The organism is Pseudalkalibacillus sp. NRS-1564, from assembly GCF_050467905.1.
GTDB classification, from domain to species: Bacteria; Bacillota; Bacilli; order Bacillales; family Guptibacillaceae; genus Guptibacillus; species Guptibacillus hwajinpoensis_B.
On record NZ_JBITPM010000002.1, the window covers coordinates 44,395 to 67,424 of the forward strand.

The 23,030-nt window shown below is 40.1% G+C and carries 31 protein-coding genes; 22 read left to right on the forward strand and 9 right to left on the reverse strand.

All coding sequences use genetic code 11. The features are described from left to right. Nucleotides 1-70: 70 nt before the first annotated feature. Together ACIFPW_RS00580 and ACIFPW_RS00585 are read right to left on the reverse strand one after the other, a co-directional pair. Entirely contained in the window at nucleotides 71-2,548 is a 2,478-nt protein-coding gene (locus ACIFPW_RS00580; RefSeq protein ID WP_430241380.1) for a heavy metal translocating P-type ATPase, read from the reverse strand. A gap of 74 nt (nucleotides 2,549-2,622) precedes the next feature. Then, complete coding sequence (locus ACIFPW_RS00585; protein WP_430241223.1) at nucleotides 2,623-2,943, reverse strand: ArsR/SmtB family transcription factor; 321 nt, start codon at nucleotides 2,941-2,943, stop codon at nucleotides 2,623-2,625. A 248-nt stretch (nucleotides 2,944-3,191) separates the two neighbouring features. Here ACIFPW_RS00585 and ACIFPW_RS00590 point away from each other — a divergent pair, with 248 nt between their 5' ends. Continuing rightward, nucleotides 3,192-4,286 (forward strand): hypothetical protein, encoded by a 1,095-nt coding sequence (locus ACIFPW_RS00590; protein ID WP_430241225.1) that lies wholly within the window; start codon nucleotides 3,192-3,194, stop codon nucleotides 4,284-4,286. 206 nt (nucleotides 4,287-4,492) lie between these two features. On the opposite strand, the gene ACIFPW_RS00595 is transcribed toward ACIFPW_RS00590, so the two are convergent. From ACIFPW_RS00595 to ACIFPW_RS00605, 3 genes are all read right to left on the reverse strand, one after another. Beyond that, a complete protein-coding gene (locus tag ACIFPW_RS00595; RefSeq protein ID WP_430241227.1) occupies nucleotides 4,493-4,777 on the reverse strand; it encodes a hypothetical protein in 285 nt (94 codons plus the stop codon). After that, a complete protein-coding gene (locus ACIFPW_RS00600; RefSeq protein WP_430241229.1) occupies nucleotides 4,741-5,025 on the reverse strand; it encodes a hypothetical protein in 285 nt (94 codons plus the stop codon). Before ACIFPW_RS00600 ends, ACIFPW_RS00595 begins: the two co-directional genes overlap by 37 nt. Before the next feature lie 186 nt (nucleotides 5,026-5,211). Beyond that, on the reverse strand, nucleotides 5,212-5,562 hold the full coding sequence (locus tag ACIFPW_RS00605) for a hypothetical protein (RefSeq protein WP_430241231.1): 351 nt from the start codon (nucleotides 5,560-5,562) through the stop codon (nucleotides 5,212-5,214). 247 nt (nucleotides 5,563-5,809) lie between these two features. Here ACIFPW_RS00605 and ACIFPW_RS00610 point away from each other — a divergent pair, with 247 nt between their 5' ends. The 5 genes from ACIFPW_RS00610 (at nucleotide 5,810) to ACIFPW_RS00630 (ending at nucleotide 7,804) form a co-directional block, all read left to right on the forward strand. Further along, the gene (locus tag ACIFPW_RS00610) at nucleotides 5,810-6,274 is read left to right on the forward strand and encodes a GNAT family N-acetyltransferase (protein ID WP_430241233.1); all 465 of its coding nucleotides are present in this window, start codon (nucleotides 5,810-5,812) and stop codon (nucleotides 6,272-6,274) included. A gap of 112 nt (nucleotides 6,275-6,386) precedes the next feature. Next, the gene (locus ACIFPW_RS00615; protein ID WP_194220888.1) at nucleotides 6,387-6,569 is read left to right on the forward strand and encodes a hypothetical protein; all 183 of its coding nucleotides are present in this window, start codon (nucleotides 6,387-6,389) and stop codon (nucleotides 6,567-6,569) included. Nucleotides 6,570-6,598: 29 nt separating this feature from the next. Continuing rightward, nucleotides 6,599-6,823 (forward strand): hypothetical protein, encoded by a 225-nt coding sequence (locus tag ACIFPW_RS00620; protein WP_430241235.1) that lies wholly within the window; start codon nucleotides 6,599-6,601, stop codon nucleotides 6,821-6,823. 38 nt (nucleotides 6,824-6,861) lie between these two features. Then, nucleotides 6,862-7,215, forward strand: a complete 354-nt coding sequence (locus ACIFPW_RS00625) for an SHOCT domain-containing protein (RefSeq protein ID WP_430241237.1) — start codon at nucleotides 6,862-6,864, stop codon at nucleotides 7,213-7,215. Nucleotides 7,216-7,282: 67 nt separating this feature from the next. Continuing rightward, nucleotides 7,283-7,804 carry a GNAT family N-acetyltransferase gene (locus ACIFPW_RS00630; RefSeq protein ID WP_430241239.1) on the forward strand — a complete coding sequence of 174 codons (522 nt, stop codon included), beginning with the start codon at nucleotides 7,283-7,285 and terminating at the stop codon, nucleotides 7,802-7,804. Nucleotides 7,805-7,880: 76 nt separating this feature from the next. On the opposite strand, the gene ACIFPW_RS00635 is transcribed toward ACIFPW_RS00630, so the two are convergent. Together ACIFPW_RS00635 and ACIFPW_RS00640 are read right to left on the reverse strand one after the other, a co-directional pair. Continuing rightward, nucleotides 7,881-8,177, reverse strand: a complete 297-nt coding sequence (locus ACIFPW_RS00635) for a DMT family transporter (RefSeq protein ID WP_430241241.1) — start codon at nucleotides 8,175-8,177, stop codon at nucleotides 7,881-7,883. Further along, on the reverse strand, nucleotides 8,174-8,524 hold the full coding sequence (locus ACIFPW_RS00640) for a DMT family transporter (RefSeq protein WP_430241242.1): 351 nt from the start codon (nucleotides 8,522-8,524) through the stop codon (nucleotides 8,174-8,176). Before ACIFPW_RS00640 ends, ACIFPW_RS00635 begins: the two co-directional genes overlap by 4 nt. 141 nt (nucleotides 8,525-8,665) lie before the next feature. On the opposite strand from ACIFPW_RS00640, the gene ACIFPW_RS00645 reads away from it, so the two are divergent. Next, nucleotides 8,666-9,496, forward strand: a complete 831-nt coding sequence (locus tag ACIFPW_RS00645) for a LysR family transcriptional regulator (protein ID WP_430241244.1) — start codon at nucleotides 8,666-8,668, stop codon at nucleotides 9,494-9,496. Here ACIFPW_RS00645 and ACIFPW_RS00650 read toward each other — a convergent pair. Then, on the reverse strand, nucleotides 9,493-11,658 hold the full coding sequence (locus ACIFPW_RS00650; protein WP_430241246.1) for a PAS domain S-box protein: 2,166 nt from the start codon (nucleotides 11,656-11,658) through the stop codon (nucleotides 9,493-9,495). The genes ACIFPW_RS00645 and ACIFPW_RS00650 overlap by 4 nt on opposite strands. A gap of 193 nt (nucleotides 11,659-11,851) precedes the next feature. Between ACIFPW_RS00650 and ACIFPW_RS00655 the strand changes: the two genes are divergently transcribed. The 4 genes from ACIFPW_RS00655 (at nucleotide 11,852) to ACIFPW_RS00670 (ending at nucleotide 15,443) form a co-directional block, all read left to right on the forward strand. Further along, a complete protein-coding gene (locus ACIFPW_RS00655; RefSeq protein WP_430241248.1) occupies nucleotides 11,852-12,196 on the forward strand; it encodes a PadR family transcriptional regulator in 345 nt (114 codons plus the stop codon). After that, nucleotides 12,183-13,136 (forward strand): hypothetical protein, encoded by a 954-nt coding sequence (locus ACIFPW_RS00660; protein ID WP_430241250.1) that lies wholly within the window; start codon nucleotides 12,183-12,185, stop codon nucleotides 13,134-13,136. Before ACIFPW_RS00655 ends, ACIFPW_RS00660 begins: the two co-directional genes overlap by 14 nt. A gap of 308 nt (nucleotides 13,137-13,444) precedes the next feature. Then, nucleotides 13,445-14,776: a GntP family permease gene (locus ACIFPW_RS00665; RefSeq protein WP_194220898.1), complete on the forward strand. Its 1,332-nt coding sequence runs from the start codon at nucleotides 13,445-13,447 to the stop codon at nucleotides 14,774-14,776. Between the two features lie 124 nt (nucleotides 14,777-14,900). Next, entirely contained in the window at nucleotides 14,901-15,443 is a 543-nt protein-coding gene (locus ACIFPW_RS00670; RefSeq protein WP_430241252.1) for a CBO0543 family protein, read from the forward strand. Nucleotides 15,444-15,490: 47 nt separating this feature from the next. Here ACIFPW_RS00670 and ACIFPW_RS00675 read toward each other — a convergent pair whose 3' ends face one another. Continuing rightward, nucleotides 15,491-16,405 (reverse strand): cation diffusion facilitator family transporter, encoded by a 915-nt coding sequence (locus ACIFPW_RS00675; RefSeq protein WP_430241254.1) that lies wholly within the window; start codon nucleotides 16,403-16,405, stop codon nucleotides 15,491-15,493. Between the two features lie 222 nt (nucleotides 16,406-16,627). On the opposite strand from ACIFPW_RS00675, the gene ACIFPW_RS00680 reads away from it, so the two are divergent. The 11 genes from ACIFPW_RS00680 (at nucleotide 16,628) to ACIFPW_RS00730 (ending at nucleotide 22,772) form a co-directional block, all read left to right on the forward strand. Then, a complete protein-coding gene (locus tag ACIFPW_RS00680) occupies nucleotides 16,628-17,116 on the forward strand; it encodes a CBO0543 family protein (RefSeq protein ID WP_283152545.1) in 489 nt (162 codons plus the stop codon). A 187-nt stretch (nucleotides 17,117-17,303) separates the two neighbouring features. Continuing rightward, the gene (locus ACIFPW_RS00685; protein WP_430241256.1) at nucleotides 17,304-17,951 is read left to right on the forward strand and encodes a pentapeptide repeat-containing protein; all 648 of its coding nucleotides are present in this window, start codon (nucleotides 17,304-17,306) and stop codon (nucleotides 17,949-17,951) included. 174 nt (nucleotides 17,952-18,125) lie between these two features. After that, nucleotides 18,126-18,596, forward strand: a complete 471-nt coding sequence (locus ACIFPW_RS00690; RefSeq protein ID WP_430241258.1) for an N-acetyltransferase family protein — start codon at nucleotides 18,126-18,128, stop codon at nucleotides 18,594-18,596. 365 nt (nucleotides 18,597-18,961) lie between these two features. Further along, the gene (locus ACIFPW_RS00695; RefSeq protein ID WP_430241260.1) at nucleotides 18,962-19,366 is read left to right on the forward strand and encodes a cytidine deaminase; all 405 of its coding nucleotides are present in this window, start codon (nucleotides 18,962-18,964) and stop codon (nucleotides 19,364-19,366) included. A 186-nt stretch (nucleotides 19,367-19,552) separates the two neighbouring features. Further along, nucleotides 19,553-19,750 carry a DUF2197 domain-containing protein gene (locus ACIFPW_RS00700; protein WP_430241262.1) on the forward strand — a complete coding sequence of 66 codons (198 nt, stop codon included), beginning with the start codon at nucleotides 19,553-19,555 and terminating at the stop codon, nucleotides 19,748-19,750. Between the two features lie 24 nt (nucleotides 19,751-19,774). Beyond that, a complete protein-coding gene (locus ACIFPW_RS00705; protein ID WP_430241264.1) occupies nucleotides 19,775-20,233 on the forward strand; it encodes a DUF4871 domain-containing protein in 459 nt (152 codons plus the stop codon). Further along, nucleotides 20,234-20,830: a nucleotidyltransferase family protein gene (locus ACIFPW_RS00710; RefSeq protein WP_430241265.1), complete on the forward strand. Its 597-nt coding sequence runs from the start codon at nucleotides 20,234-20,236 to the stop codon at nucleotides 20,828-20,830. 64 nt (nucleotides 20,831-20,894) lie between these two features. Further along, entirely contained in the window at nucleotides 20,895-21,104 is a 210-nt protein-coding gene (locus tag ACIFPW_RS00715) for a hypothetical protein (RefSeq protein ID WP_430241267.1), read from the forward strand. A gap of 69 nt (nucleotides 21,105-21,173) precedes the next feature. Further along, entirely contained in the window at nucleotides 21,174-21,710 is a 537-nt protein-coding gene (locus ACIFPW_RS00720; RefSeq protein ID WP_430241269.1) for a kinase, read from the forward strand. Then, entirely contained in the window at nucleotides 21,707-22,027 is a 321-nt protein-coding gene (locus ACIFPW_RS00725) for a hypothetical protein (protein ID WP_430241270.1), read from the forward strand. Before ACIFPW_RS00720 ends, ACIFPW_RS00725 begins: the two co-directional genes overlap by 4 nt. Nucleotides 22,028-22,148: 121 nt before the next feature. Further along, entirely contained in the window at nucleotides 22,149-22,772 is a 624-nt protein-coding gene (locus ACIFPW_RS00730) for a hypothetical protein (RefSeq protein ID WP_430241272.1), read from the forward strand. Nucleotides 22,773-23,030: the final 258 nt, after the last annotated feature.

The window sequence follows — 23,030 nt, forward strand, 5'->3', positions numbered from 1 at the left end:
TAGAAGTCAGCAAACAATAACACACAGGAAAAGGAGATGTTTCTCTCGATGAGAAACATCTCCTTTCTCCTTAATGCTTAAATTTCAATAATCTAAGTGCATTTAAAATAACGATTAAGGCTGCGCCGGTATCGCTTAATACAGCGATCCAAAGTGTGAGCCAGCCCGGGAAGATGAGGGCAAGCGCGATCACTTTAATAATGATCGAGAACCAGATGTTTTGTTTAATAATTCTTAATGCTTTTTGGCTTAACTTCATTGTATGTGGAAGTTGATCAAGGTTATCGGCCATAAGAATAATATCGGCTGTCTCCATCGCTGTGTCAGTTCCAGCGCCACCCATCGCAATGCCTAGGTCGGCAGTTGCAAGTGCAGGAGCGTCATTGATGCCATCTCCAACCATAGCTACCTTGTACCCTTCTTGTTGTAGCTTCTTAATGGCGGTTACTTTATCTTCAGGAAATAGCTCCGCAAAATAACGATTCACCTTTGCTTCTGAAGCAATTGTTTTGGCCGTTCCTTCATTATCTCCTGTTAGCATGACCGTTTGTTTGATGCCGCTTTGTTGTAATGCGTCTAAAGCCACGGCAGATGTATTTCGTATTGTATCAGAGACGGCAATCGTCCCAAGAATTCCTTGCTGTGTTCCGATAATGACGACGGTTTTACCGTTACGCTGCATTTCTTGTACATCTTTTTCTATTATTGTTAAAGGAACAGATAGTTCATCGAATAATTTTGGATTCCCAGCGTAATAGATCGTGCCATTGATTGTGGCTTGAACGCCTTTTCCAACGATAGTTCGAAACAGCTCACCATGCTGTGGTTGTAAGCCTTTATTGTTTGCATAGTTTACAATCGTTTTTGCAATCGGGTGAGTGGAATGGTTTTCTAATGTTAAGGCGATGGATAGTAATTCTTGTTCTGATCCGTTTGACGCCTTAATGTCGGAGACTTTCGGTTTACCTTCAGTTAATGTTCCTGTTTTATCAAATGCAATAGCGGTGATCGCACCTGCTTTTTCTAAAAACGTACCGCCTTTAATTAATACGCCATTCTTAGCAGCATTTCCAATTGCTGACACGATCGCAACAGGTGTTGAAATAACGAGTGCACATGGACAAGCGATAACTAGTAATTCAAGCCCTCGATAAAACCACTCTCCCCATGTTCCGATGCTGAGTAATGGTGGTAAAACCATTACGACTAAGGCGAGCACGAACACGATCGGTGTATAAATCGCTGCGAATTTATCGATAAAGGCTTCCGTGGGCGCTTTCTGTTCCTGTGCTTCTTCAACGAGATGAATAATTTTGGCGATCGTCGTATCGTCAGCTAACTTTGTAACTTTAATCTCAAGAGAGCCGTGTTCATTCATGGATCCAGCATAGACGGTATCGCCGATTCCTTTATCAACAGGAATTGATTCACCTGTAATCGGAGCCTGATTAACGCTTGATTCTCCTTGAATGATTTCCCCGTCCAATGGTAGTTTATCACCTGGTTTAACGACGATAGTTTCACCAACAGTAATACGCTCTACAGGTTTCTTCACCATTTCTGAACCAGCTTTAACCCAGGCTTCTGGAGGAGCTAGATCCATCAAGTTACGAATCGAATTTCTTGTTTGTTCAATGGATTTTGTTTGCAGGTAGTTTCCGATAGCAAACAGCCAAACCACGACAGCCCCTTCAAGCCATTCTCCGATTAACGCAGCGCCAATCGCAGCGGCAGACATGAGAACGTTCATGTCGAGTGAACGACTTTTAATTGCAAAGAAGGCACTTCTAACAGGTTTAATACCACTGATCACAATCGCAATGGCGTATAGAATGGTTGAAACGATTGAAGGGATGATCGTAAAAGAATTTATGAGCCCTAGTGCTATTAAACTACCAGAAACGATCATTGAAGCATTTTCATTATTCTTCTTAGTATGTGTTGATTTTTTAGTATCTGGAACCGCTTTGAATCCAATTTTGGAAACTTCTTTCATAATGCTTTCCTCTTGAGTAGAAGCGTCAATTTTCATTTTCCCCGTGGAAAAATTAACGCTCACTTCTTTAACGGTTGGCAAGGTGTTAAGGTGATTTTCGATACTTTTGGCACAGCTTCCGCAGTCCATTCCTTCAATATGAAATGTTCTATAATCCTTTTTCTGATTGATCGGTTCAACGGAATATCCAAGTTTTTTGATCTCTGCCTCAACCGGAGTAAAGGCATCTACAGAACTTGCAGCCACTTGCAGTTTTGCTGTACTGTAATTGACTTTTGCTTCAGTCAGGTTCTTTATTTTACTTAACGCTTTTTCAATGGTTTTCGCACAGGCAGGGCAATCCATTCCATGAACTTGATAAGTCTTTTTCTCCTCAGAAGTATCGGTGGAATAAGCGTCTGTTTTCTCTAGCTGTTGTTGTTCGCTACTGCAACAGCTTGTTTTTTTTGAGTTGGTGTCTTCAGTAACATCAGTGTTACTACTGCAACACTGATCCGCTTCTTGCTTGTATTCATTCTGAAGTGAAGAACTGCAGCAGCTTGCTTTTTCGATAGAAGAATCGCTGCTACATGTGTTTTTTTCTTCCTTATTATCGTTACAACATTTATCTGCCAAGGAAAGTCCTCCTAATCAACGTGACGTTCACAGCAAGCGACATCATTTTCAACATCATCTAGTATAAGATCGAACATCGTGAGTAGATCTCGAATTTGTTGGTTTCTTAAACTGTAGTAGCAATACTTTCCTTCATTTCGACCTACTATAATCCCGCAACCTTTCAAACAAGCAAGATGCTGTGAAATGTTTGACTGGTTTCCATTTACTTCTTGAACAATCTCAGAAACGGTTTTTTCAGCATCCTTTATGGTCTCAAGAATTTGAATTCGTGTTTTATTAGAAAACCCGTGAATAAGCTTTACTTTCATATCAATATCAAAAGTTTGCATATGTGCCCTCCTGACATATTAGTAAAAACGAATATGTATGTTCTCTATCATATTAGCAATCTCTAATATGTGTGTCAAACTAGTGTGAATTTTTTCGAAGTTAGACAGTGAAGGTGCAATAGGTGATGTCTATATGAAATAAGAGATTGAGATATTTGTATGATTTTGGAATAATTAAAAATGGTAGTCATTGCGAAGTAAAATGATATTTCATAAAAAGATGATAGTGTGAAGGAGTCATATAAACGATGAGATTGCTTACATCCAAAAAGGTGGCAGAGTTTGAACTTATTCAACAGGCTTTAATCAATGAAGGCTTACCAAAGTTATCAGATGACGCGGGTATCAAGAGGTTAGGGGAAGGTGCCTGGCACTGTGCGTATTTGATTGAGCGGGAGGGGCTTGTTCTTCGCATTCCGAAGAAAATAGCTTACGAGCGAGAGGTGATTTATAATCGTAAGGAATTAATAGCGGAGTATGCCGCGACAGAAGCATTTTACAAGCATGCTAATAAAGCGAAGAACGACATTTGCCCTAACTATTTTAAGTACAGCGTTAATGAAGAATTAACGTACACGCTTGAAACTTATGTAGGAAAATCAATTGATCTTAGCACCCAGACGATAGAAGATGCGAAAAGATACGGAAGAGAGTTAGGAGAGTTCTATCTTGCTCTTGAATCGTTCACTCCATCATTTAATGGAATCGGATATTTGCATCTTGACGAAAAAGGAGGATTAACGGGAGCGTATGGTCTAACTTCAAGTGAATTTCTACTTGAAGAAACAGAAGAGTATCGCGACGAGTTACATACGCTGATTGCAAGTCCCTATCAATTTGATAAAGAGAAAGTAAAGGAAAACGGGGGCGCGCTTATTTCTAATCGCTCGATTGATCGCGAATCTATTATTTTCACAAATCAAGATGCTTCACCAGAGAATCTCATTTTCACGAAAAGTGGCGTTAAAATGATCGATCCTTATCCTCTTCTAGCTACTGGAACGTCGCTTGCTGCTAATTATGTTTTCAACTATGAGACGTTATTTCCTACGTTTTATAACACAGAAAGGTATCGGAAAGGGGATTACCATCAACATGTTTCAAAGCTAAAAGGGAATGCAGAAGGGTTTAGGGAAGCGTATATCAGTAACTTGCACCAGAAGCAAGAAGCCCTACATGTTGAGGTGTTTTTAAAACTTCTAACGATGACGCATGATCATCTTCTTTTGTTGCAGAAAGCATCTCTCACTCGTGAAGAAGTGATTCGTTATGGGACGAAGGGTCAAATGGAGAAACGTTACTTGCTTTATTTGAAAGAGCTTGAGAAATATCCATACTTATAGGTAAGTTAATCAAAAGAGGTCAGACGATTCATTAGATGAATTGTCTGACCTCTTTGATAGAATGGTTATTTCGATTTCTCTTCGTTCTCATCCATGTTCCATGAATATCCTGATTTTCCCATATAGTAGAGAAATCCAGCAGACGATAGGATCGTTAGAATCGCAATGATTAATCCGATCATGGGCCCTCCTTTGAATATTGGTCTTTACTTTCTTTGTGCAATAATTGAGTTTGCGATTTCTACCATGTCTTCCTTCGTGAATGGAGATTCTTCTCCTGATGGTGTGAATCCAGTCACTTTGTATAGCGCATTTTCGTTTTTACTTAGCCACGTGATCGTTAAGAGGTGACCATCTTCAGCTTCTGAGTATGTGCCATTAACATCTTGATCAAGTTCCTCGTTCGTTTCCCCTATAGAGGTATCGATTCCCTTTTGGTTCTTGATCATAACGTTTAGGCGTTTATCATCTTCTCCATAATAAATATCCATTCCATATGCTCTAATTCCGTTTCAGCTACAGCCTCTACATCATTGACTTCTAATGGGAATTTCTCCATATCGGGTACGGTAATTTCGCTTCTAAAATCTTCAGGAAGTTTCTCCACTTCAGTCTTAACCTCAGGGTAATTCTCTTGAAGGGAGTCTAGATGATTTTCAGTAGACCCTTCTTCCTGTCCACCGCAGGCTGCGAGGATAAGTATTAATCCGAATAGAACTGATGCTAATTTCAATTTCATATGTATCCCTCCTATTCTGTACTACGAAATACGCTAGGAAAAGTTTCAGATTAATGCCATTTGTTAGGTTTAATGGTATTGAATTGGGATTTTCATAAATAGAAGAAAATATCTCTTCACTACAAAAACCTCGCTCATCTTTTCATGATAGCGAGGTTTTTTAGTTCACATTAGTCTATTATTCTCTTAAGCCAATAAACGCTCATAAATAACTTCTTTCGTCTCTAAATCAATAGCGTCTACTTTAATTTTCACTACCTGGTTATCATCATTCTTCTTAGCGCCCCAGAGACGTATGTAGTTATTACTATTATGATCTAGGAAATTCACCTGAACGGTTCTAACATCCCCGATTTCTACTTGTTTGTCCTCAATCCAACACTCTTGAAAGACCATTGTTTCTTGGGGTTGGCTTAATAGGTAGTCATGCATGAACTTTTCAAACTCAGGAAAATTCATCTTTTGATCTTCAATACAAACCTTGTTAAATTCATCGCGATCCGTAATATGGTAATTTGCTTTTGATTCGTTATTCATTGTAATTCCTCCTCGTAAACACGGTTGATAGATAGTTATTTCCCCGAAAAAGATCTAGGTAAAACATCGAGAAAAGGAAAGATTCTGATCGGTTGGGAGGAAAAGTTTACAACCATCTTTGCGAATGTAGGGTGGTGAAATAATAGTGATTTGAAATTTTGGAAAAGAAGGGATTGTGAAATGGTCAGCGAATGTATGAAATGCTGATGGAAAGAGGTGAGTGGCATGGATAAAAAAGTGATGAGAAATGAGTATATACGGTAGTGAAAAATGTAAAGAAGGAATGATGGAATTGATTAGAAGGTATCAAGTGATTGACCGATTTCCAACCAGCGACGAATATGTACGGTTGTGTTTATCAGTCGGTTGGAATAATATGAATTTTTCTGTAGCGGAAAAGGCGGTTCGTCAATCTATTTATGCGACGGCGGTATCTTATGGAGATGAAGTTATTGGCATGGCACGTATCGTTGGTGATGAGGCGATGTATTTTTATATTCAGGATTTCGTCGTTCACCCTCTGCATCAGGGGAAGGGAGTAGGGAAAATGTTAATGAACCAGCTTTTCTCCTATTTGAAGGAACATGCTCCTACGCAAGCCTTCATCGGTCTTTTTGCAACAGAGGAGGGAAGTCACTTATATAAGCAGTTTGGCTTTGAACAACCGGGTGATATGAATGGAATGTTTCGCTTAACCCCTATTGAATCATAATGCACCTAGACGGTGGCGGTGTCTTCGATAAGAGGATATCGTCACTTTTTAATGGTAATATTTGAAACTTTATAGGGGTTCCACACGTAATTAAACAAAAGGGGGAATGGAAATGACAGCATTTATTGTAATATTACTCGTTATTGCATTTATCGCATCTGGCTTTTCAAAATCGTCGTCAACGCGACGTTCTCCAGGTGGAACGGATCATTCAAGCTATTATAGTGGTGGGCATCAAAGCTCAGGATGCGATAGCTTCGGTGGAGATGGTGGGGGATGCGGTGGTGGTGAGTAATCAGGAAGCTTAGTTGTTGAGGTGAGAGAATGTTGAAAGGAATCAAACGTATATTGGCGCTCATAACGCTAGCTTTAGCGGTAGCTGCTTTCGTGAAGGGTAATGTTGAAATGCTTGCCCCTATGCTCCTTTCTCTGGGTCTTTTTATGGCTGTTTTAGGGATTGAAGAGCGTGGAGAAAGGCGAAGAAAGAAAGCTGGAGTAATTTTTTTAGTGTCAGCTCTGATCATTCTGACTTCTGTTTATATCTTTTAAGGATGTGTGAAAAGGTCATTTCAAAAGGAGGGATTGTCATGAGTTCTCATTTTCGTGTAAAGCCTAGTAAAGTTAGTTCCATGATCGGAATGATTGCTGGCTTTATTTTTGTAATTATCGGTATTGCATTTGTTTCGCAAATAGGCGCATTCGGTATTGTTTGGACTGTGTTTGCGATCCTTATCACGGGATACCATGCCCTGAATGTTTTTAGTAAAAATGGTGTTTCAACGTATCAAGCTGATGTTGATCGTGACGATGATAAGGGTGCGGCTTCCGATCAAGACTACGAGTCGAAAATACGTCAACTTCATCGTTTGAAGGAAGATCACATCATTACGGACGAAGAGTACCAAAAAAAGAAAGCAGAACTCTTGAATCGTAAGTGGTAGAATAAGAGTAGCGAATGAAATACATAAGAGACATGAAGGTTGCTTGCCATGTTGAAAGGAGCACCATGTGAAGACAGAGATCATAAAGTTAACGAAACCAACTGCTCAATTTGTTGAAGTCCTGAATCGGTGGGAAAATGATCGAGAATTGATTCCGCTGATTCGCCCGAATAAAAGCAGGGAGGAATTAGAGCGGCGCGAGACGATCACTCTTGAGGGAGTGAGGGAGCGTCTTACGTATCAGCAGATATTCCAGATCTTTGTGAATCACGAGATGATCGGAGAAATGAATTACATGGTGGATCCTCCACACCTTTTGAAGCAAGAACCAGGAACGGCATGGATTGGAATTACGATTGGCGAACCTGAAGGTAGAGGCAAAGGAATTGGATATGAAGCGATCCAACATTTAGAAGAGCAAATTTACCAGCAGGGTTTTAATCGTATTGAATTAGGCGTGTTTGAGTTCAATACGAATGCGCAAAAGCTCTATCGAAAGCTTGGATACGAAGAGATTGGCAGGTTAGAAGATTTCACCTACTGGCAAGGAAAAATGTGGTCAGATATTCGAATGGAAAAGTATTTATAAGAAAGCGCCGATCAATTAGTGGTCGGCGCATTTTTTGATTACGGCGGGCCCAGGTACGTATCTGACCCCGTTCTGCTTATAATATAACCACACCAATGATGATAAACGCTATAGAAAGAAATTTTCTTCTTGTAGTTTTTTCGTTGAATAAGATGAGACCGGCTATGGTTGTGCCGACGATAGAACCACCGGACCAGATCGCGTATGCCAGGCCAATTTCGATGGATTGGACAGAAAGAGTGAGAAAGTAGATGCATAGCCCGAACAACACAAATGAGGCGAGGCCTGGAATTTTGCGCGTGAAACCAGCTGATAGCTTTACGGCGATACTGCCAATTATCGAAAATGCGAGTGCTAAAATTAAGAAAATCATATCGTTTCCTTCCTTTTTTCTTTATAGCGAGACTTTGTATTTAAGCCAACGATGCCAATCACAATGAGAAAAATGGCGAGAACTTTTGAGGGTGAAGTAGACTCTTGAAAGAGTAGAATCCCAGCCACGGCAATGATCACCGTACCTCCCCCAGACCAAAGTGCGTTAATGATACCCAATTCGTGCTCTTTCGTTAAAAAAATATAAAAGAGGATTGCGATAGCATAACTCAAGATCACTATTAAGCTTGGTCCCCACTGGGTAAATCCATTACTGTATTTCATGAATGTCGCCCCGATCACTTCAAATACAATAGCGATACTAAGCCAAGTATAAGCGCTTTTCATTGTTATCCCCCAGTTCTTGATCATATTCTAATTCTAGAATAACGTGTGATCGAGGAGAGTTGGTAATATCAATAAATGATGGATCGATAACTTCAGGTTATAATATAGGGGAGAATCATATGAAAGAGGAGAGTGTTTATCTTGCTTCCGAAGTTAGCCTACTTTATTAAAATTGCTGACGAGAGAAGTTTCACTCGCGCAGCAAAAGCTTTATTTGTTTCCCAGCCGGCTCTCAGTAAACAGATGAAGAAGCTTGAAGAGGAGCTTGGTTTTTCTCTTTTTAACCGATCAATTAAAGGAGTAGAGTTGACTTCAAAAGGTCAAGCTTTTTACGAAGATATTAAACCGCTGTTAACGCAGATTAATCAGACGGTCGATCGCTATAAGAAATTTGATCAGATACGATTTGGCTCGACACCGATCTTAAGCACCTATTTTTTGCCTGGATACTATGAGCAGCTTCAGTATTCGAATGTTCATGTTACGGCTATTCGAGAAGATAGTTTGGATTTGGTGCCGCTGTTAGAATCTCATGAAATTGATGCGGCGATTGTTCAGAATACCTCAGCGATTGAAGGGATGTATTCAACATTTTTATTTTCTGAACCTTTTGTTGCGGCTGTACCGGTTTCTCTTTCATTAGCGAATAAGAAAGAAGTGACCCTAGAAGAATGTTCCCGGTATACGCAAATCATCCCTCCTACCGGCCATCTTTCTGAGCAGGTAAGAGGGCTATTGAATGACCATTTATTTGAGGGAGACGTGTTAGAAACGCACTATCTCGGGATGGGGGGACTTGTGTCGCTTGGAATCGGGATTGCCTATCTTCCGAAAATGATGGGAGAGGCGATTGAACAGAAAGGAGTTGTTTTTCTGCCTATAAAAGGAGAGGCGCTTAGTAGAGATATGCATCTTCATACGAACAGCCCGGCTCTTCTTTCTCTTTTATCAACATCATTTGAACGGCGTTAACGTTCGAGTGGCAATGAAATGGTAACAACGGTTCCTTCGCCAACAGAACTATTAAACAGAATGGTCCCCTTGTGTTCGTGAATGATTTTATAACAGACGACTAGTCCAAGGCCAGTACCAGTATCTTTATTCGAAAAGAATGGCTCCCCAAGTCGGTCTAATCGTTCTTTCGGAATGCCTACGCCTTTATCAGCAATTTTGATGATCAGGTGCGTATCGGAGTTGCACGTCGTGATAGAGAGTTGCCCTCCATCTGGCATCGATTCAATACCGTTTTTGATAATGTTCATAAGGACCTGGGTCATTTGATTTTTCTCACAGCGCATCATGAGGGATGGCATATGGAAAGTCGTCTTCACATCGACATTGTTTAATAAAAGCTCTGGCTCCATGAGTGAGACGACGTTACGGGTTAGCGTCATAATATCAGTTTGTTGGTACGTAACGGCCTGTGGTCGCGCGAGTGATAGGAATTCATTGATGATTGATTCAATCCGATCCATTTCAGATAACATCAGATGCAATATATCATTATGGATCCGATCTTTGTACAGCTGAATAAATCCTTTTACCGATGTTAATGGATTGCGAACTTCATGAGCGACAGCTGCTGCTAGCTGTCCGATTGCAGAGAGCTTTTCTGAACGAAGGAGAAGCTCTTCTGTTCTCTTACGATCGCGTATATCTCTTGTAATAGCGGACATTGCCATGATATTCCCCTCATGGTCTTTAATCGGTGAATAGGTAATGCTTACGTCGATTAGCGTTCCATCCTTTTTCTTCCTTACCGTTTCGAAATCCACAACACCGTCACCGTCAGTAACAGCTTCTATGATCTGATCAGCCTCTTCTTTATTGTCATCAGGGTAGATGTCATAAAGATGACTTGTCATGTTCTCATCTTTATAGCCGTAAAGTCGCTGGAAAGCGGGATTTACTTTAATGATTTCTTTATCAAGGTTACTAACCGATATAGCATCAGCATTATTTGTGAAAATGGAGGCAATAAGCTCCTGTGTTTCAACAAGTTCCTTTTCCACCTCTCTGCGTGCTGAAATATCCCTTCCAATAGCGATTAGATATTTCCGATCACCATCAGCGTTGTACGTTGGGGCTTTAATAATTTCAAATGTGCCTGTCTCTCCATTAGCTAGTTCAAGCTCATATTCGTATTCCACCTTTTTTTCTTCTTCCCAGGCAATCCAATCTGTTTTTGCATTGTTCTTAAGTAGATGGTGAGCATCAACGCTTCTGCATTTTAACTCATCACACGTTTTTCCTTTATATGCTCCCTCTTCGATTCCAAATATTAATTTCGCATACGCATTCATTTCAAGAATTCTTCCTTGTTTATCTTTAAAAATAATGAATTCAGGTATGGAGTCAATGAGCGAGCGCAATTGTTCTGCTTGATCAATTGTATCGAACTGAGCATTTTTGAACTCAGTGATGTCTTTTACGATTTTATAAGCACCGCGGAAGTGTCCATTTGTATGAATGGGAATGGTTTTGATCATAAGGTGAACCTTATTGCGGTAAATGTCATACGCCTCAATTTCGTAAGAGCGTTGATCTCCATATAAGGCTAATTCGAAATGTCTACCGATCTTAACAATTGCTTCCTCATTTACCACATGCTGAGGTGCTTTGATCAGGTCTTCCAATGAATAGCCAAGCATTCTGTGAAGGGCTTGATTGATTAGGGTTAGCTTTAAGTGTTGATCAACAAAAGCAATCCCATCAGGGTTTTCATCAATTAATGAGTGAAACCGCTGTTCAAGCTCTTCGGTAGGAATGCTTTCATTGTTATCTGAAGGTTCACCGGTAACTTCCTTGTAGAGAGCCTCTTTATCCTCAATAATGACAAGTGTCACATGGTTCGAATCTATTGGGGAGAAACGAATCGCTTCCTTCGTAAAAGGGAGAGGGAGTTCAATAAATTTTCCCGGCTCCATTGTAAAAGCTCGATCGAGGTGTGCTTGGATTTGGTTCTGTTCGATTGATAAAATACTTTCAATGCACTGTATGGATTCTGTTTTTTCATAAGAGGAGAATCTTGAAATCGCATACTCATTACGATGGACGATGCCCCCGTTCCGATCAAGAACCACGAGGGGCAGAGGAATGGCATCGTAATGGGCGTAATAGGAAGCAGTATTCATAAATGTAACCCTCCAGATCTCGTAAACTATTTTACTATTATAACAAATGAAAAGGGGAGGGGGGTCAGGTACGTACCTGCCCCCCTCCCCTTTATTAAAATGTTATCAAATTCACATTGCTGTTTATCACATAACACTGTATGATACATAGTATATATGGTGTATGACACACAGTAAGAAGGTTGGTGAGGGTGTGACGTTATTAAATTCATTCATAACGGAGCTCAGAAGAGGCACGTTAACGCTTGCGGTCCTAAGTCAATTAAGAACTCCTCAATATGGCTATTCTCTCGTTCAATCGCTTGACAAATCAGGCATATCCATTGAACAGAGCACGCTGTACCCTCTGCTTCGGAGGTTAGAGAAGCAGGAGATGGTGATGAGCAGTTGGGATACAACGGAAAGCAGACCGCGTAAGTATTATGTATTAAGTGAGTATGGAAGAGAAATTTTCGAACAGCTGAAACTAGAGTGGGAGAAAACATCGAGCGAATTAGCTACCTTGTTGAAGGGGGAGGACGAACGTGAATCTGATTGAGGTTTACATTGGTGAAGTGACGAGAAGACTTCCTGAATCCATTCGGGAGGACATTGAACTTGAATTAAGATCAACAATTGGGGATATGCTGCCGTATGATCCTTCAGAAGAAGAAGTGAAGAGCGCCCTTAATGAACTTGGGAGCCCGGTACAAATGGCGAATGGATTTCGGGATTGGCCAATGCATCTCATTGGTCCTCAATATTTTGAGCTTTACATGAAGATTATCAAGATGGTGCTACCTATTTCGCTCGTTGTCACATTTATCACATTTATGACGATTAATGTGATCGACTACAATGGCACTGGGTCGCTTGGAGACGTCTTTTTTAATCTGATGGGTGATGCTATTGGAGGCCTATGGAATACCGCAATCCAAACGTTGTTTTGGATTACCCTCATTTTTGTGATTTTGGAACGGACCGATATAAATATAAACCGAGCGCTAAAGGGATGGTCAGCGGATGAATTAGAGAAGGTAACCTCTGTGCCCAAAAAGAAGAAAGTTGCGAAATCGGAGCTATTCGCCGACCTTCTCTTTGCGGCAGTTTGGGCAACGCTTTATTTTAACGCAGACAACTTACTTGGCATCATTCGAAACGGTAAGTTGGATGTGCCTTTCTTTAATAATGATGTGCTTTTATCTTACTGGCCACTTGTAAGTCTGACTCTTCTAACGACGGTGCTGCTAGCTTTATATAAAGTGATTGTTGGCTATTGGACGAAGCGTTTAGCGATTGCTAATGCTATTCATCATGTCTTTGCGACGACAGTGATCGTGATTATGTTATTAAATGATCAGCTGATTCATCCAGATCTAACGAACCTATTGTCTCTTTCAGAAACGTATCAAAATATGATTCTTGCAGCAATTGGGCTATTCTTTATTCTGAGTACCGGCATGGATATTGTAAAAGGATTTTGGAAAGCGAACTTGTAAGTTTAGTGCTTTTTTCTTGGAATATTTAAAAATAGTGCTAGAAATGCAAGGGTTTAATTAACTGAAAAAAATAAATTTTAATAGAATCGCAGGAATTGCGATTCTTTTTTTCATGATGTAAACCCTTTATTACCAAGGGTTTGAAGGATTTATCTATCAAATAGAACCGTCTGTTTCATAATTAACAGAAAAATTTTTTAAACGTTTCCATTGATTTATGAAATAATAATTCCTATAATGAAGAAAGTTGGAAGGGTTTTCAATGGAATTAATGTAAACCCTTTATTTTAGAAGAGGTGGGAGTTATCATGGAAATCTACTTATTAGCAATAACACTCATATCAATTGCAATCGTAATTGTAGGAGTTTCTGTATTTCAGTGGCATGCTTTCATTGGTTTAACTGTAGCGGCTTTATTCCTGGCAGTCATGTCGGGCATGGAATGGGTCGATATTATAGGTTCATATGAAGCGGGTGTTGGTGGCGTACTTGGTCACTTAGTTGGTATTCTAGCACTTGGTACGATTCTAGGAAAACTGCTGTCTGAATCCGGTGCAGGGTTGCAGATTGCGAATTTCTTTATTCGCGTCTTTGGAGAGAAAAAGTTGCCGTGGGCGATGTTCTTCTCAGGATTTATTATCGGAATTCCAGTATTCTTTGAAGTTGGTATTTTAATTCTATTACCACTCGTTATTTCGATTCAAAAGGCAACGAAGAAAAACATTTTATTGATTGCGCTACCAGCTGTAGCGGGTTTGTCGATTGTGCACGGATTGATTCCGCCGCATCCGGGTGCCGTTGCTGCGATTGGTATTTATGAAGCGGATCTTGGTAAAGTTCTATTGTATTCACTAGTTATAGCGCTTCCAGCTGGTATTCTTGGTGGTCCGGTATTTGCCAAATGGATTAACAAGCGCGTAGTTCCTGTAGGTGAGCCTGATTTGATCAAAGTGGAAGATCAGCAGGATCCATCTAAACTACCTGGTACAGGCATTTCATTTACAACAATCATTATGCCGGTGTTTTTACTTGTTCTAGGTACGTTCGCTCCGTTCCTACCGTTACCAGGTAGTGCGGAAGGGATTTTAGAATTTATCGGTAGCCCACTTGTGGCACTGTTATTATCTTGTTTCTTTGCATTCTATTTCCTTGGCTTCCGTCAGGGATTAGACAAAAAACAAATTAAAAAATACGTAGAAGAATGTATTCTACCTGTTGGATCAATCATCTTGATCATCGGTGCAGGTGGTGGCTTTAAACAGATTTTGATCGATAGCGGAATTGGAACGATTATCGGGAATCTTTCTCAAGATCTTTCGTTATCACCGCTCGTTCTTGCCTTTATGATTGCAGGTCTTATTCGAATTGCTACAGGTTCCGCAACTGTTGCCTTAACAACAGCGGCTGGAATTGTGTCACCGATCATCGCAACGATGTCAGGTGTCAATCTAGAATTGCTCGTTATTGTTACAGGTGCAGGTTCACTTATGTTCTCGCATGTAAACGATGCTGGTTTCTGGATGGTTAAAGAATATCTAGGCTTAACCGTTAAAGAAACGTTTAAAACGTGGACTGTGCTGGAAACCGTGCTTTCCTTTGCAGCATTTGGCGGAGCATTAATTCTGAACATGTTTGTATAAAAGCGAGAGGGGGTCAGGCACGTGCCTGACCCCCTCTTTTTTTCATTCCAGCATAAAACGCTCCTATTTAGGAAATGTTAACCATATCAAATACGATAGGGTACATGATGGGATGTTGAATGAAGTGAAGAATAAGATGATTGAACTTCATACTTCAATCGAAAAATTAAACGATGGATATAGCACCCTTTGGAAAGAAGAAATGTTTCTTGCCTGGCAATGGTGGTTGAACGTTTTACTTCTTGTAGGACCGTGGGTTATTTGGCTGATTCTACGAAAAAAGGAAAGCACGAACCGTTTATTATTAGCAGGATTATTTGTTTATGTGATTACATCAACGCTGGATTCGATGGGCGTTGCTTATGGTCTATGGTTTTATTTGTATACACCGCTACCGTACATACATACGTTTTTTATGCCATGGGATTTAAGTTCTTTCCCAGTTATGGTTATGTTGCTTATTCAATACAAACCAAACTTCAGTCCACTATTGAAGGCGGTGTTCTTTTCGCTAATTTGTGCGTTTGTATTCGAGCCGTTATTTATTAAATTAGACGTATATGTTCCTCTTAAATGGGAGTTATATTATGGGGTGCCAGTCTACATTATCATTTATCTTATTGCCCACCGTGTTAGTAGGAGAGGTAATTTCCACGAGTTAGAATAGAAAAGGGGGAGCAGGTACGAACCTGCTCCCCCTTTTTTTGGATTCTATTACTCGTTACAGTTATTTTCTTGGTCTTTTATTTCTGATGTTTCACATTCGATTTGAATGGTAGTGTGCGAGAGGTCAAATTGATCATGTAGTTTTTGCCCAGCGATCTTAAGCATTTGATCTCGATTTACCCCCTGGTTAACCACAAGGTGACAGGTGAAAGATGGAAAGTCGGAGGTAATGTTCCAAATATGCAAATCGTGAATAGAATTCACCCCATCGATTTCAACTAGCGCTTTTTTCACTTTTTGAAGATCGATATTAGAAGGGGTTCCTTCCATTAATACGTGGAAAGAGTCCTTCGTGACTCGGATCCCGCTAATTAAAACGAGTATAGCGACAATCGCACTCGCAATTGGATCGGCGTAATTCCAGCCTATGAACATGATGAGCAATGCGGCAATGATTGCGCCGATTGATCCAAGTAAATCACCTAATACATGGAGAAAAGCACTTCGTAAATTGAGATTCTCAGAAGTGTCTCCTTTCATAAGGATCCAAGCTACGAGAATATTGACGATCAGGCCAATGGCAGCTATAACGAGCATACCTGTACTTGCTACATCCGGTGGATCGATAAAACGATTAATGGATTCCCACAAAATATAGAAGGAAATCGCAATAAGCGCAATCCCGTTTAAGAACGCCGCAAGAATCTCAAATCGCTTGTATCCATATGTTTTCTCAGTATCAGATTTTTTCTCACCGAGTTTAAAGGCAAGTAAGCTCATACCTAGTGCAACGGCATCGCTAAGCATATGTCCTGCATCAGATAAGAGTGCGAGACTGTTGGTAATGATCCCGCCAACAACCTCTAGAATCATAAAAGTGGCGATAAGTATAAAACTAATGAGTAGTGCTTTTTTGTTTGCTGAATGAGTGTGTCCGTGATCATGGGAATGATTATGCCCCATCGTAATGCCTCCAATCGATTACCAATAAAACGTCATACATGAGTATATGTTCATATATTGATTATACCACTAATGACTGTGGTTTTAAACGTCTTTTGAAGGGGTCAGGCTCGGGCCTGACCCCTTCAAAAGACAACTGTCTCTATTATGCGGATTTTCGTTCTATTAGTATGTATCAAATGATCAAAATAGGGGACTTTAATGTGATAGAGGAGCGTGGTGATGGTGTCAAAGGACAAGGGAATTCTTTATTTGATTTGGATAGTGACTGCAGGACTTTTATTTAAATATATCCCTAGAAATAAAATTCGACACGGTCTTGTGATTATGCTCTTTAAGCATGTTGTGACATGGTTTTTTGGTTTACTTGTCGTAGAGAAAGGGTTAATTCAGTATCCAGTGCGATTCTTTCGAAAGGCAAATCGCACAAGTTTTACGTTCGAATACTTTGTTTATCCTGCTTTTTGTGCCATTTTCAATTTGAATTACCCGGAGAGCAGAAATAAATTCATACAGCTTCTCTATTATCTTTTTCACGTTGGCATTATTACCACAGGAGAAGTGATCGCGGAGAAATATACGAATCTGATAAAGTATGTTAAGTGGAAGTGGTACTGGAGTTTCATCACGCTTTCGCTTACGAATTTTAGTTCTCGCGTGTTCTATCGTTGGTTTTATAAAGATGAGTTTAAGGTAAAGGAATCAAAATGAATAATCATTTTTGGCTTCCTCATTTTGGAGGCTTTTTTTGTGCAAAAAGATGAAGATAAAAATTCATATAAGCATCAGTTTTAAGAAAGAGTTTGTACATACTTTTTCTCAAAAAGACAGGCTTATATTTACTGTCTCCCATATGGTATCTTTCTTATGACCAATCTGAAGTAAGAAGGGTGTTACGATGAGCAAAAATATAAAATTAGAACGTCCCAAAATTCCGACTATCTTGGAAGAAGGTCATTTTCGTGCGATTTATAATGATGAAGACTTAACGCTAATGAATTGCGAGATTATAGGTGAAGCGGTAGACGACGTTGAGCTTGACCGTGTGATCTTATCGAAAGTGGTGTTCAGAAACGTTACATTTACAAACGCCACGTTTCCTCAAATTGACATGATTGATGTTATATTCGATAATTGTAACCTTTCCAATGTGAACTTCACTGAAGGCATCATTCATCGCGTGAAGTTCACGGACTGCAAGTTAATGGGTGCTGATTTCTCGGAAGCAAACCTTGGAAACGTTACGTTTGAGAATTGTATGGCAAATTTCAGTAGCTATGTGGATACCAGGCTGAAACAAGTGAAATTTGAAGATACGTCTTTGCAAAGCGCGAACTATCATGGCTGTCAGTTTACAAAGACAATTTTCAACAGGTGTGACGCAAACGATGTGAATTTCGTACAAACGCTCTTAAAGGGTGTCGATCTTAGCACGTGTACATTTGAACGCCTTCATGTTGATTTGGAAAGCCTAGATGGATGTGAAGTTTCACAGGATCAGGCGATTGGGTTTGCGAAGTTGTTAGGATTGAAGGTAGTTGAATAGCGGGAGGGGGACAGGCGCGTGCCTGTCCCCCGCTGCGTTACTTCATAAAAGAAGTGATTGAGGAATTGGCGAATATTTGAAATAATTGTTAGTGGATATAACCTGCGATAGAATATAGAGGTTTACATATAGAAATAGGTGATTCCAGACAAGCTGCTAAGATTGGAGGGTTTTATGAACATTCGTCATGTGAAGCAATCAGATTACTATGTGATTTCTCCACTGATCAATGAATGGTGGAATGGAGGACAAATGATCGACAAGCTTCCTAAAATGTTCTTTGATCATTTTACGAATACGAGCTTTATTGCAGAAGAGAACGGTGAGATTGCCGGGTTTCTAATTGGTTTTCTTTCACAAACTCATTTAGAAGAAGGGTATATTCACATTGCTGGTGTTCACCCTTCTTATCGAGGTGGTCACATTGGACGTCAACTTTATGAGTCGTTCTTTCAAACAATGAAAGTTTATGGCAGAAGCTTAGTGAGGTGCGTCACCTCGCCGGATAATAAGAATTCGATTGCCTACCACTTTAGAATGGGTTTTGAGATTGAAGGAGGAAACCGAGTCGTGAATGGAATTGCAGTTCACTCAAACTATGACGGGCCAGGGCGTGAGCGTGTGGTGTTTGTGAAGCGCGTATAAATGTCCGCGGCGGGGGTCAGGTCCGAACCTGACCCCCCGCGCTTTTTACAGAAACATGAAACTAATTCTCGTTCGTTTCGTATGTAGTAATACGCAGAAAACTTATTCAACCCATATTCTCTAATCGTTTCACTCTGAAAAATACGTAATGCTTGGAGGAGAATTTATGGCAGAGGGAATGTTTTTGCTTATGATTGTGTTTATAACCGTTTTTATCATTGGGAAAAAGAAGAAAAAATGATTTGTAGGTTTGATTTTTTTCTTAGGGGAGTGTTTGCTAAGTTTATCGCAAACGCTCCTTTTATCCATTAGGTCATTTACATAGCACAAAAGTGAAACTTTATTCTGAGGAAGGGTTGAATTTAATGAAAATAGAAAGCAAATTGTATGAGGAAGCAGTGAGTTTAGTAGAGTCTCGTTACCCGTCTGGTTGGGGAGGGGCTGCAGCGATGTATACAAGCGGGGGTTCTATTCTAACGAGCGTTTCTCCAGAGAACATTAATGCTTCTGCAGAGCTTTGTATTGAAACGGGGGCTATCCTAGAAGCCCATAAATTAAACACAGAAATCACGCACTCCATTTGCGTCGTCCGTGATGATGAGAATTCTCACTATAAGATATTAACTCCGTGTGGTATTTGTCAGGAACGACTGTTTTATTGGGGAGCAAATGTTAAAGCAGCCGTATTTACGGAAGACGGTGCGCTACACTTTAAAACGTTGAAAGAAATACAACCTTATCACTGGTATGAAGCATATGAGGGAGAGTAATGAGATAAGAAGTAGAGGAGCGTTAATCTAAGGAACCAGTTCCATTTCCAGGAGCTCAAAGCAAAGTGTTCATCCGTATAGGGGTAATCTTAAGGATGTGAGAATTTCAAGTTTCCTTAGAAGGGATTTATTCCCTTTTATAGAAATGTATTTGTGATAAGTAAATCCTGGAAATGAGGGATGGCGATGATTGAGACGCTCTGCTTTTTCTGTAAAAAGAAATTTCATATTAAGCCCTCTGATTCACAGTTTCGGAAGTTGAAGCAGAACCCTGATGCGAGCTATGTGTGTAAGGCGTGTAACCAATCGATGCAGCGAGAAGCACAGCAAAGTACGGGAATTCATCCAGACCAAATTGATCAGTATGATAAATTATTCCGTTAAAATGACCGGAGGGAGTGAAGATGTATGAAAAGATGGCTTGCATTCTTGCCCGTTCTTCTCATTCTACTCACCAGCTGCAATGGAGATGGTCAAGCTGTGACGAAACCGGTTGTTCAAAAAGAAAATCAAACAGAAGTAAGTAACACTTTCACATCAGGCTCTTATAAGATGATTGGTGAAGAAGAGCGGATCGGCTTTATATATGATGATGCGTCAGCATTCAAAGCTGGTGAACCTAATAAGTACATGTGGCACTTGTGGGGAGATGAAGACGAACTAAATGGTTCTCTTAAAGTAATCGGAACACATCAGGAGACAAATGAGGAGATCGTGGTTTTTGAATCAGATGAGTTGGCGGGTCCGCATAACGGGGCGGATGCTCACGTCCCTGCAACGATGCAACTTCCTTCACCAGGTGTTTGGGAGCTAGATGCTTATGTTGGGGAAGAATTTTTTGGAACCGTTGTGGTGGAGGTCATGTAATTGCCTTACTTTAATCAAGAAATAGGTGTACAAAAAGAAGGGTTGGAACACATTCTTTATCAGAATCCAGCCATTGAAAAGGCTCTCGGTGTACTAAGGGAAGAGTTCGATCATGCATACATCGGAGCAGGGTGTATTGTGCAAACGGTTTGGAATGACTTAACGAATCGGCCGTTGGATTACGGCATCCATGACCTCGATGTTGTGTATTACGATGATCAGGATTTGAGCTTAGAAAAAGAGGTCGAGATAGAAGAGCATCTTCGGAAGTTGCTTTCCGACATTCCTTATAAAATTGACGCCAAAAACGAAGCGCGCGTTCATCTCTGGTATGAAGAGAAATTTGGTCAGCGTATCGCCCCTTATTCTTCAGTAGAAGATGCTATCAATAGCTGGCCTACTACTGCAACATCAATCGGTGTCAAAGTAGGAGAGGATGGTGCGTTTCAAGTATATACGCCATACGGATTAAATGATTTGTTTGGGTTAATTGTGCGTGCAAACAAGTTTTTAATTACCCGCGATGTCTATGAAGCGAAAGTGGAAAAATGGACGCGGAAATGGCCAGAGCTTGAGGTGATCGCTTGGGACAAGTGATGAAGGTGCAAAGGAGTACTCTAACAATTTATAGTGGTCTCTTATCTACTGTTTGGAGGCAATAATGGAAGCGAAAAAGTTCTTATCTTTACTAGGGTGGGTGATGCTTGGATCGTGGATCATTCATTTTTTTATTTACTATTTAATCGATTTAGATCGAGAAATCTATTCTGTAGAAAAGATCGTCTCAGGGATTGTGTTTATTCTTATCGCAGTACCAATCTATTTTACTAGTGTTCACCTGTATTATAAATTTAGCGAGGAGCGTTCATAAGATGAAAAAAGGGGTTGGGGGAGATCTGATTTGCAGAGAGTGGAAAACATAGAAGGAAGGCGATGTGGTATGACGCATTTTGATTTAGAAATGATACTACCAAAACCCCCGCTAAAGGAACCCTTTCTACTTGGGATCGATGGGTTAAGTCGGTCAGGTAAAACCACGTTCGTCTCCGAGTTAGAGCACTTACTTGAAATGTCAGGGTATCGCTCTGTTACATTTCATATAGATGATTACATAGAGCCAAAGGAAAAGCGGTATAACACGGGCCACGAAGAGTGGTACGAATACTATTTTTTGCAGTGGGACGTCGCTAAGCTAAAACAGCAACTTTTTGACAGCATAATGGAACGAATACCGCCCGAAAATTTGAAGGTAGATTTGGTGTTAATCGAAGGGGTTTTTCTGCAAAGAGACGAATGGCGTTCTGCGTTCGATTGCGTGCTTTTCTTGCAATGTGAAAGAGATGTGCGGTTTGGACGAGAGAAAGAAGAGACTCAGAGAAATCTAAAGAAATTTGAAGAGCGATATTGGAAAGCAGAAAAGTATTATATGGATACCGTTAAGCCTTTGGAGAGAGCGGATTTTGTGGTTGAGTCATGATCGTTCAAGAAAGGAATAAACGGATTAGCATTCCTTCAGTAGGCTTATTCTTGCAACTGTTCCTTGTATTATTTGTCACTGCGCTAAACGGTTTACGAACTTCACTGATGAATCATTATTCAATTTACCCAGTTGCCTTTATGGAGCTAACGATTGGCGTCATCAGCTTATGTTTTGGTGTCTACGGGCTCATTCAATCAAAGTATTCAGCTCTTTCATGGATCGTTGTCATGATCGGTGCAATGACGTGCTTTCTATTTGTTTTTGTGTATCTACTTCCAGAGGCAGGTACTCCGCCTCTCATCGGATGGTTATGAGGTCATTTGAATCCAACGAGCGAATGTTAGTAGCGCTTAAAAAGATAGCTGATTATGACATGGAGTGGAACGAAGTGTATCAAGAAATAGTAGAGGCTGCATTAAAATTGGAGGAAAAATAGTGAAAATGAAAGTTCTGGCTCCTTTCATTCTATTAGGAACGTTACTGTTATCAAGCTGTGCGAGTAATGAGAATAAAACGGCTGAGATTAAGCCTATGCCTGATTTGGATTATGTAAAAACATTCGAAGAGTTGAATCTTGGTAATCTATTCGATTTTGAATTCGAATTAGAGAATGCGGATAAACGCTGGGTAAGGCTTTGGGTTGAGCGGTATCAAGATGGAGAGAAAGATAGTGAGCCTATCACGGAACTTATCTACGGTGAGAGTCCGATTCCTGATGAAACGTCCAAAGGGCATTTAGGGTTTGGAATCATTCAGTCTAATGAAGGTGAACCGTCTTATTTTCTTTATTCACCAGGCGTTAGCTCAGCTCCGAATAAAAGCGTTGAAAAAACGAAGTCAGAAACATCAATGGCCACATTTGACTATGCGTTTCCAGATGAAAAGGTGGATTTACTATTGAACGAAGAAAAAGTGCTTGCAGCGTATCGGAGCACTTCATCGAATCAAATGAGAACCTATGATATAGGAAACAAGGATGATGTTAAGAAAATGATTCAAGAGGATACGGAGGTTTTGTTGTTAAAAATCTTGATTGAAGAAAGTGATGAGGATAACTAATGGTTTTTGTTGTGTCGGTTTAATAGTCATAGGATTTTAGTATGCTGAAACTATAAAGAGAATTTAACGAAATAGAGGCGTTTTTGTGGGAAATGTATTCTTTTTTGGAGGACTAGGATTAATATTTATAGTTGCTATGTTTCTTATAACATGTGGCGTCACTGCTCTATATAAATTAATGGCAAAGTAAAAAATGAAATTCCGTCTATCATTATGAGGGAAATTTAATAATAAAGTGAAGAACAGAGCTTGGAATGG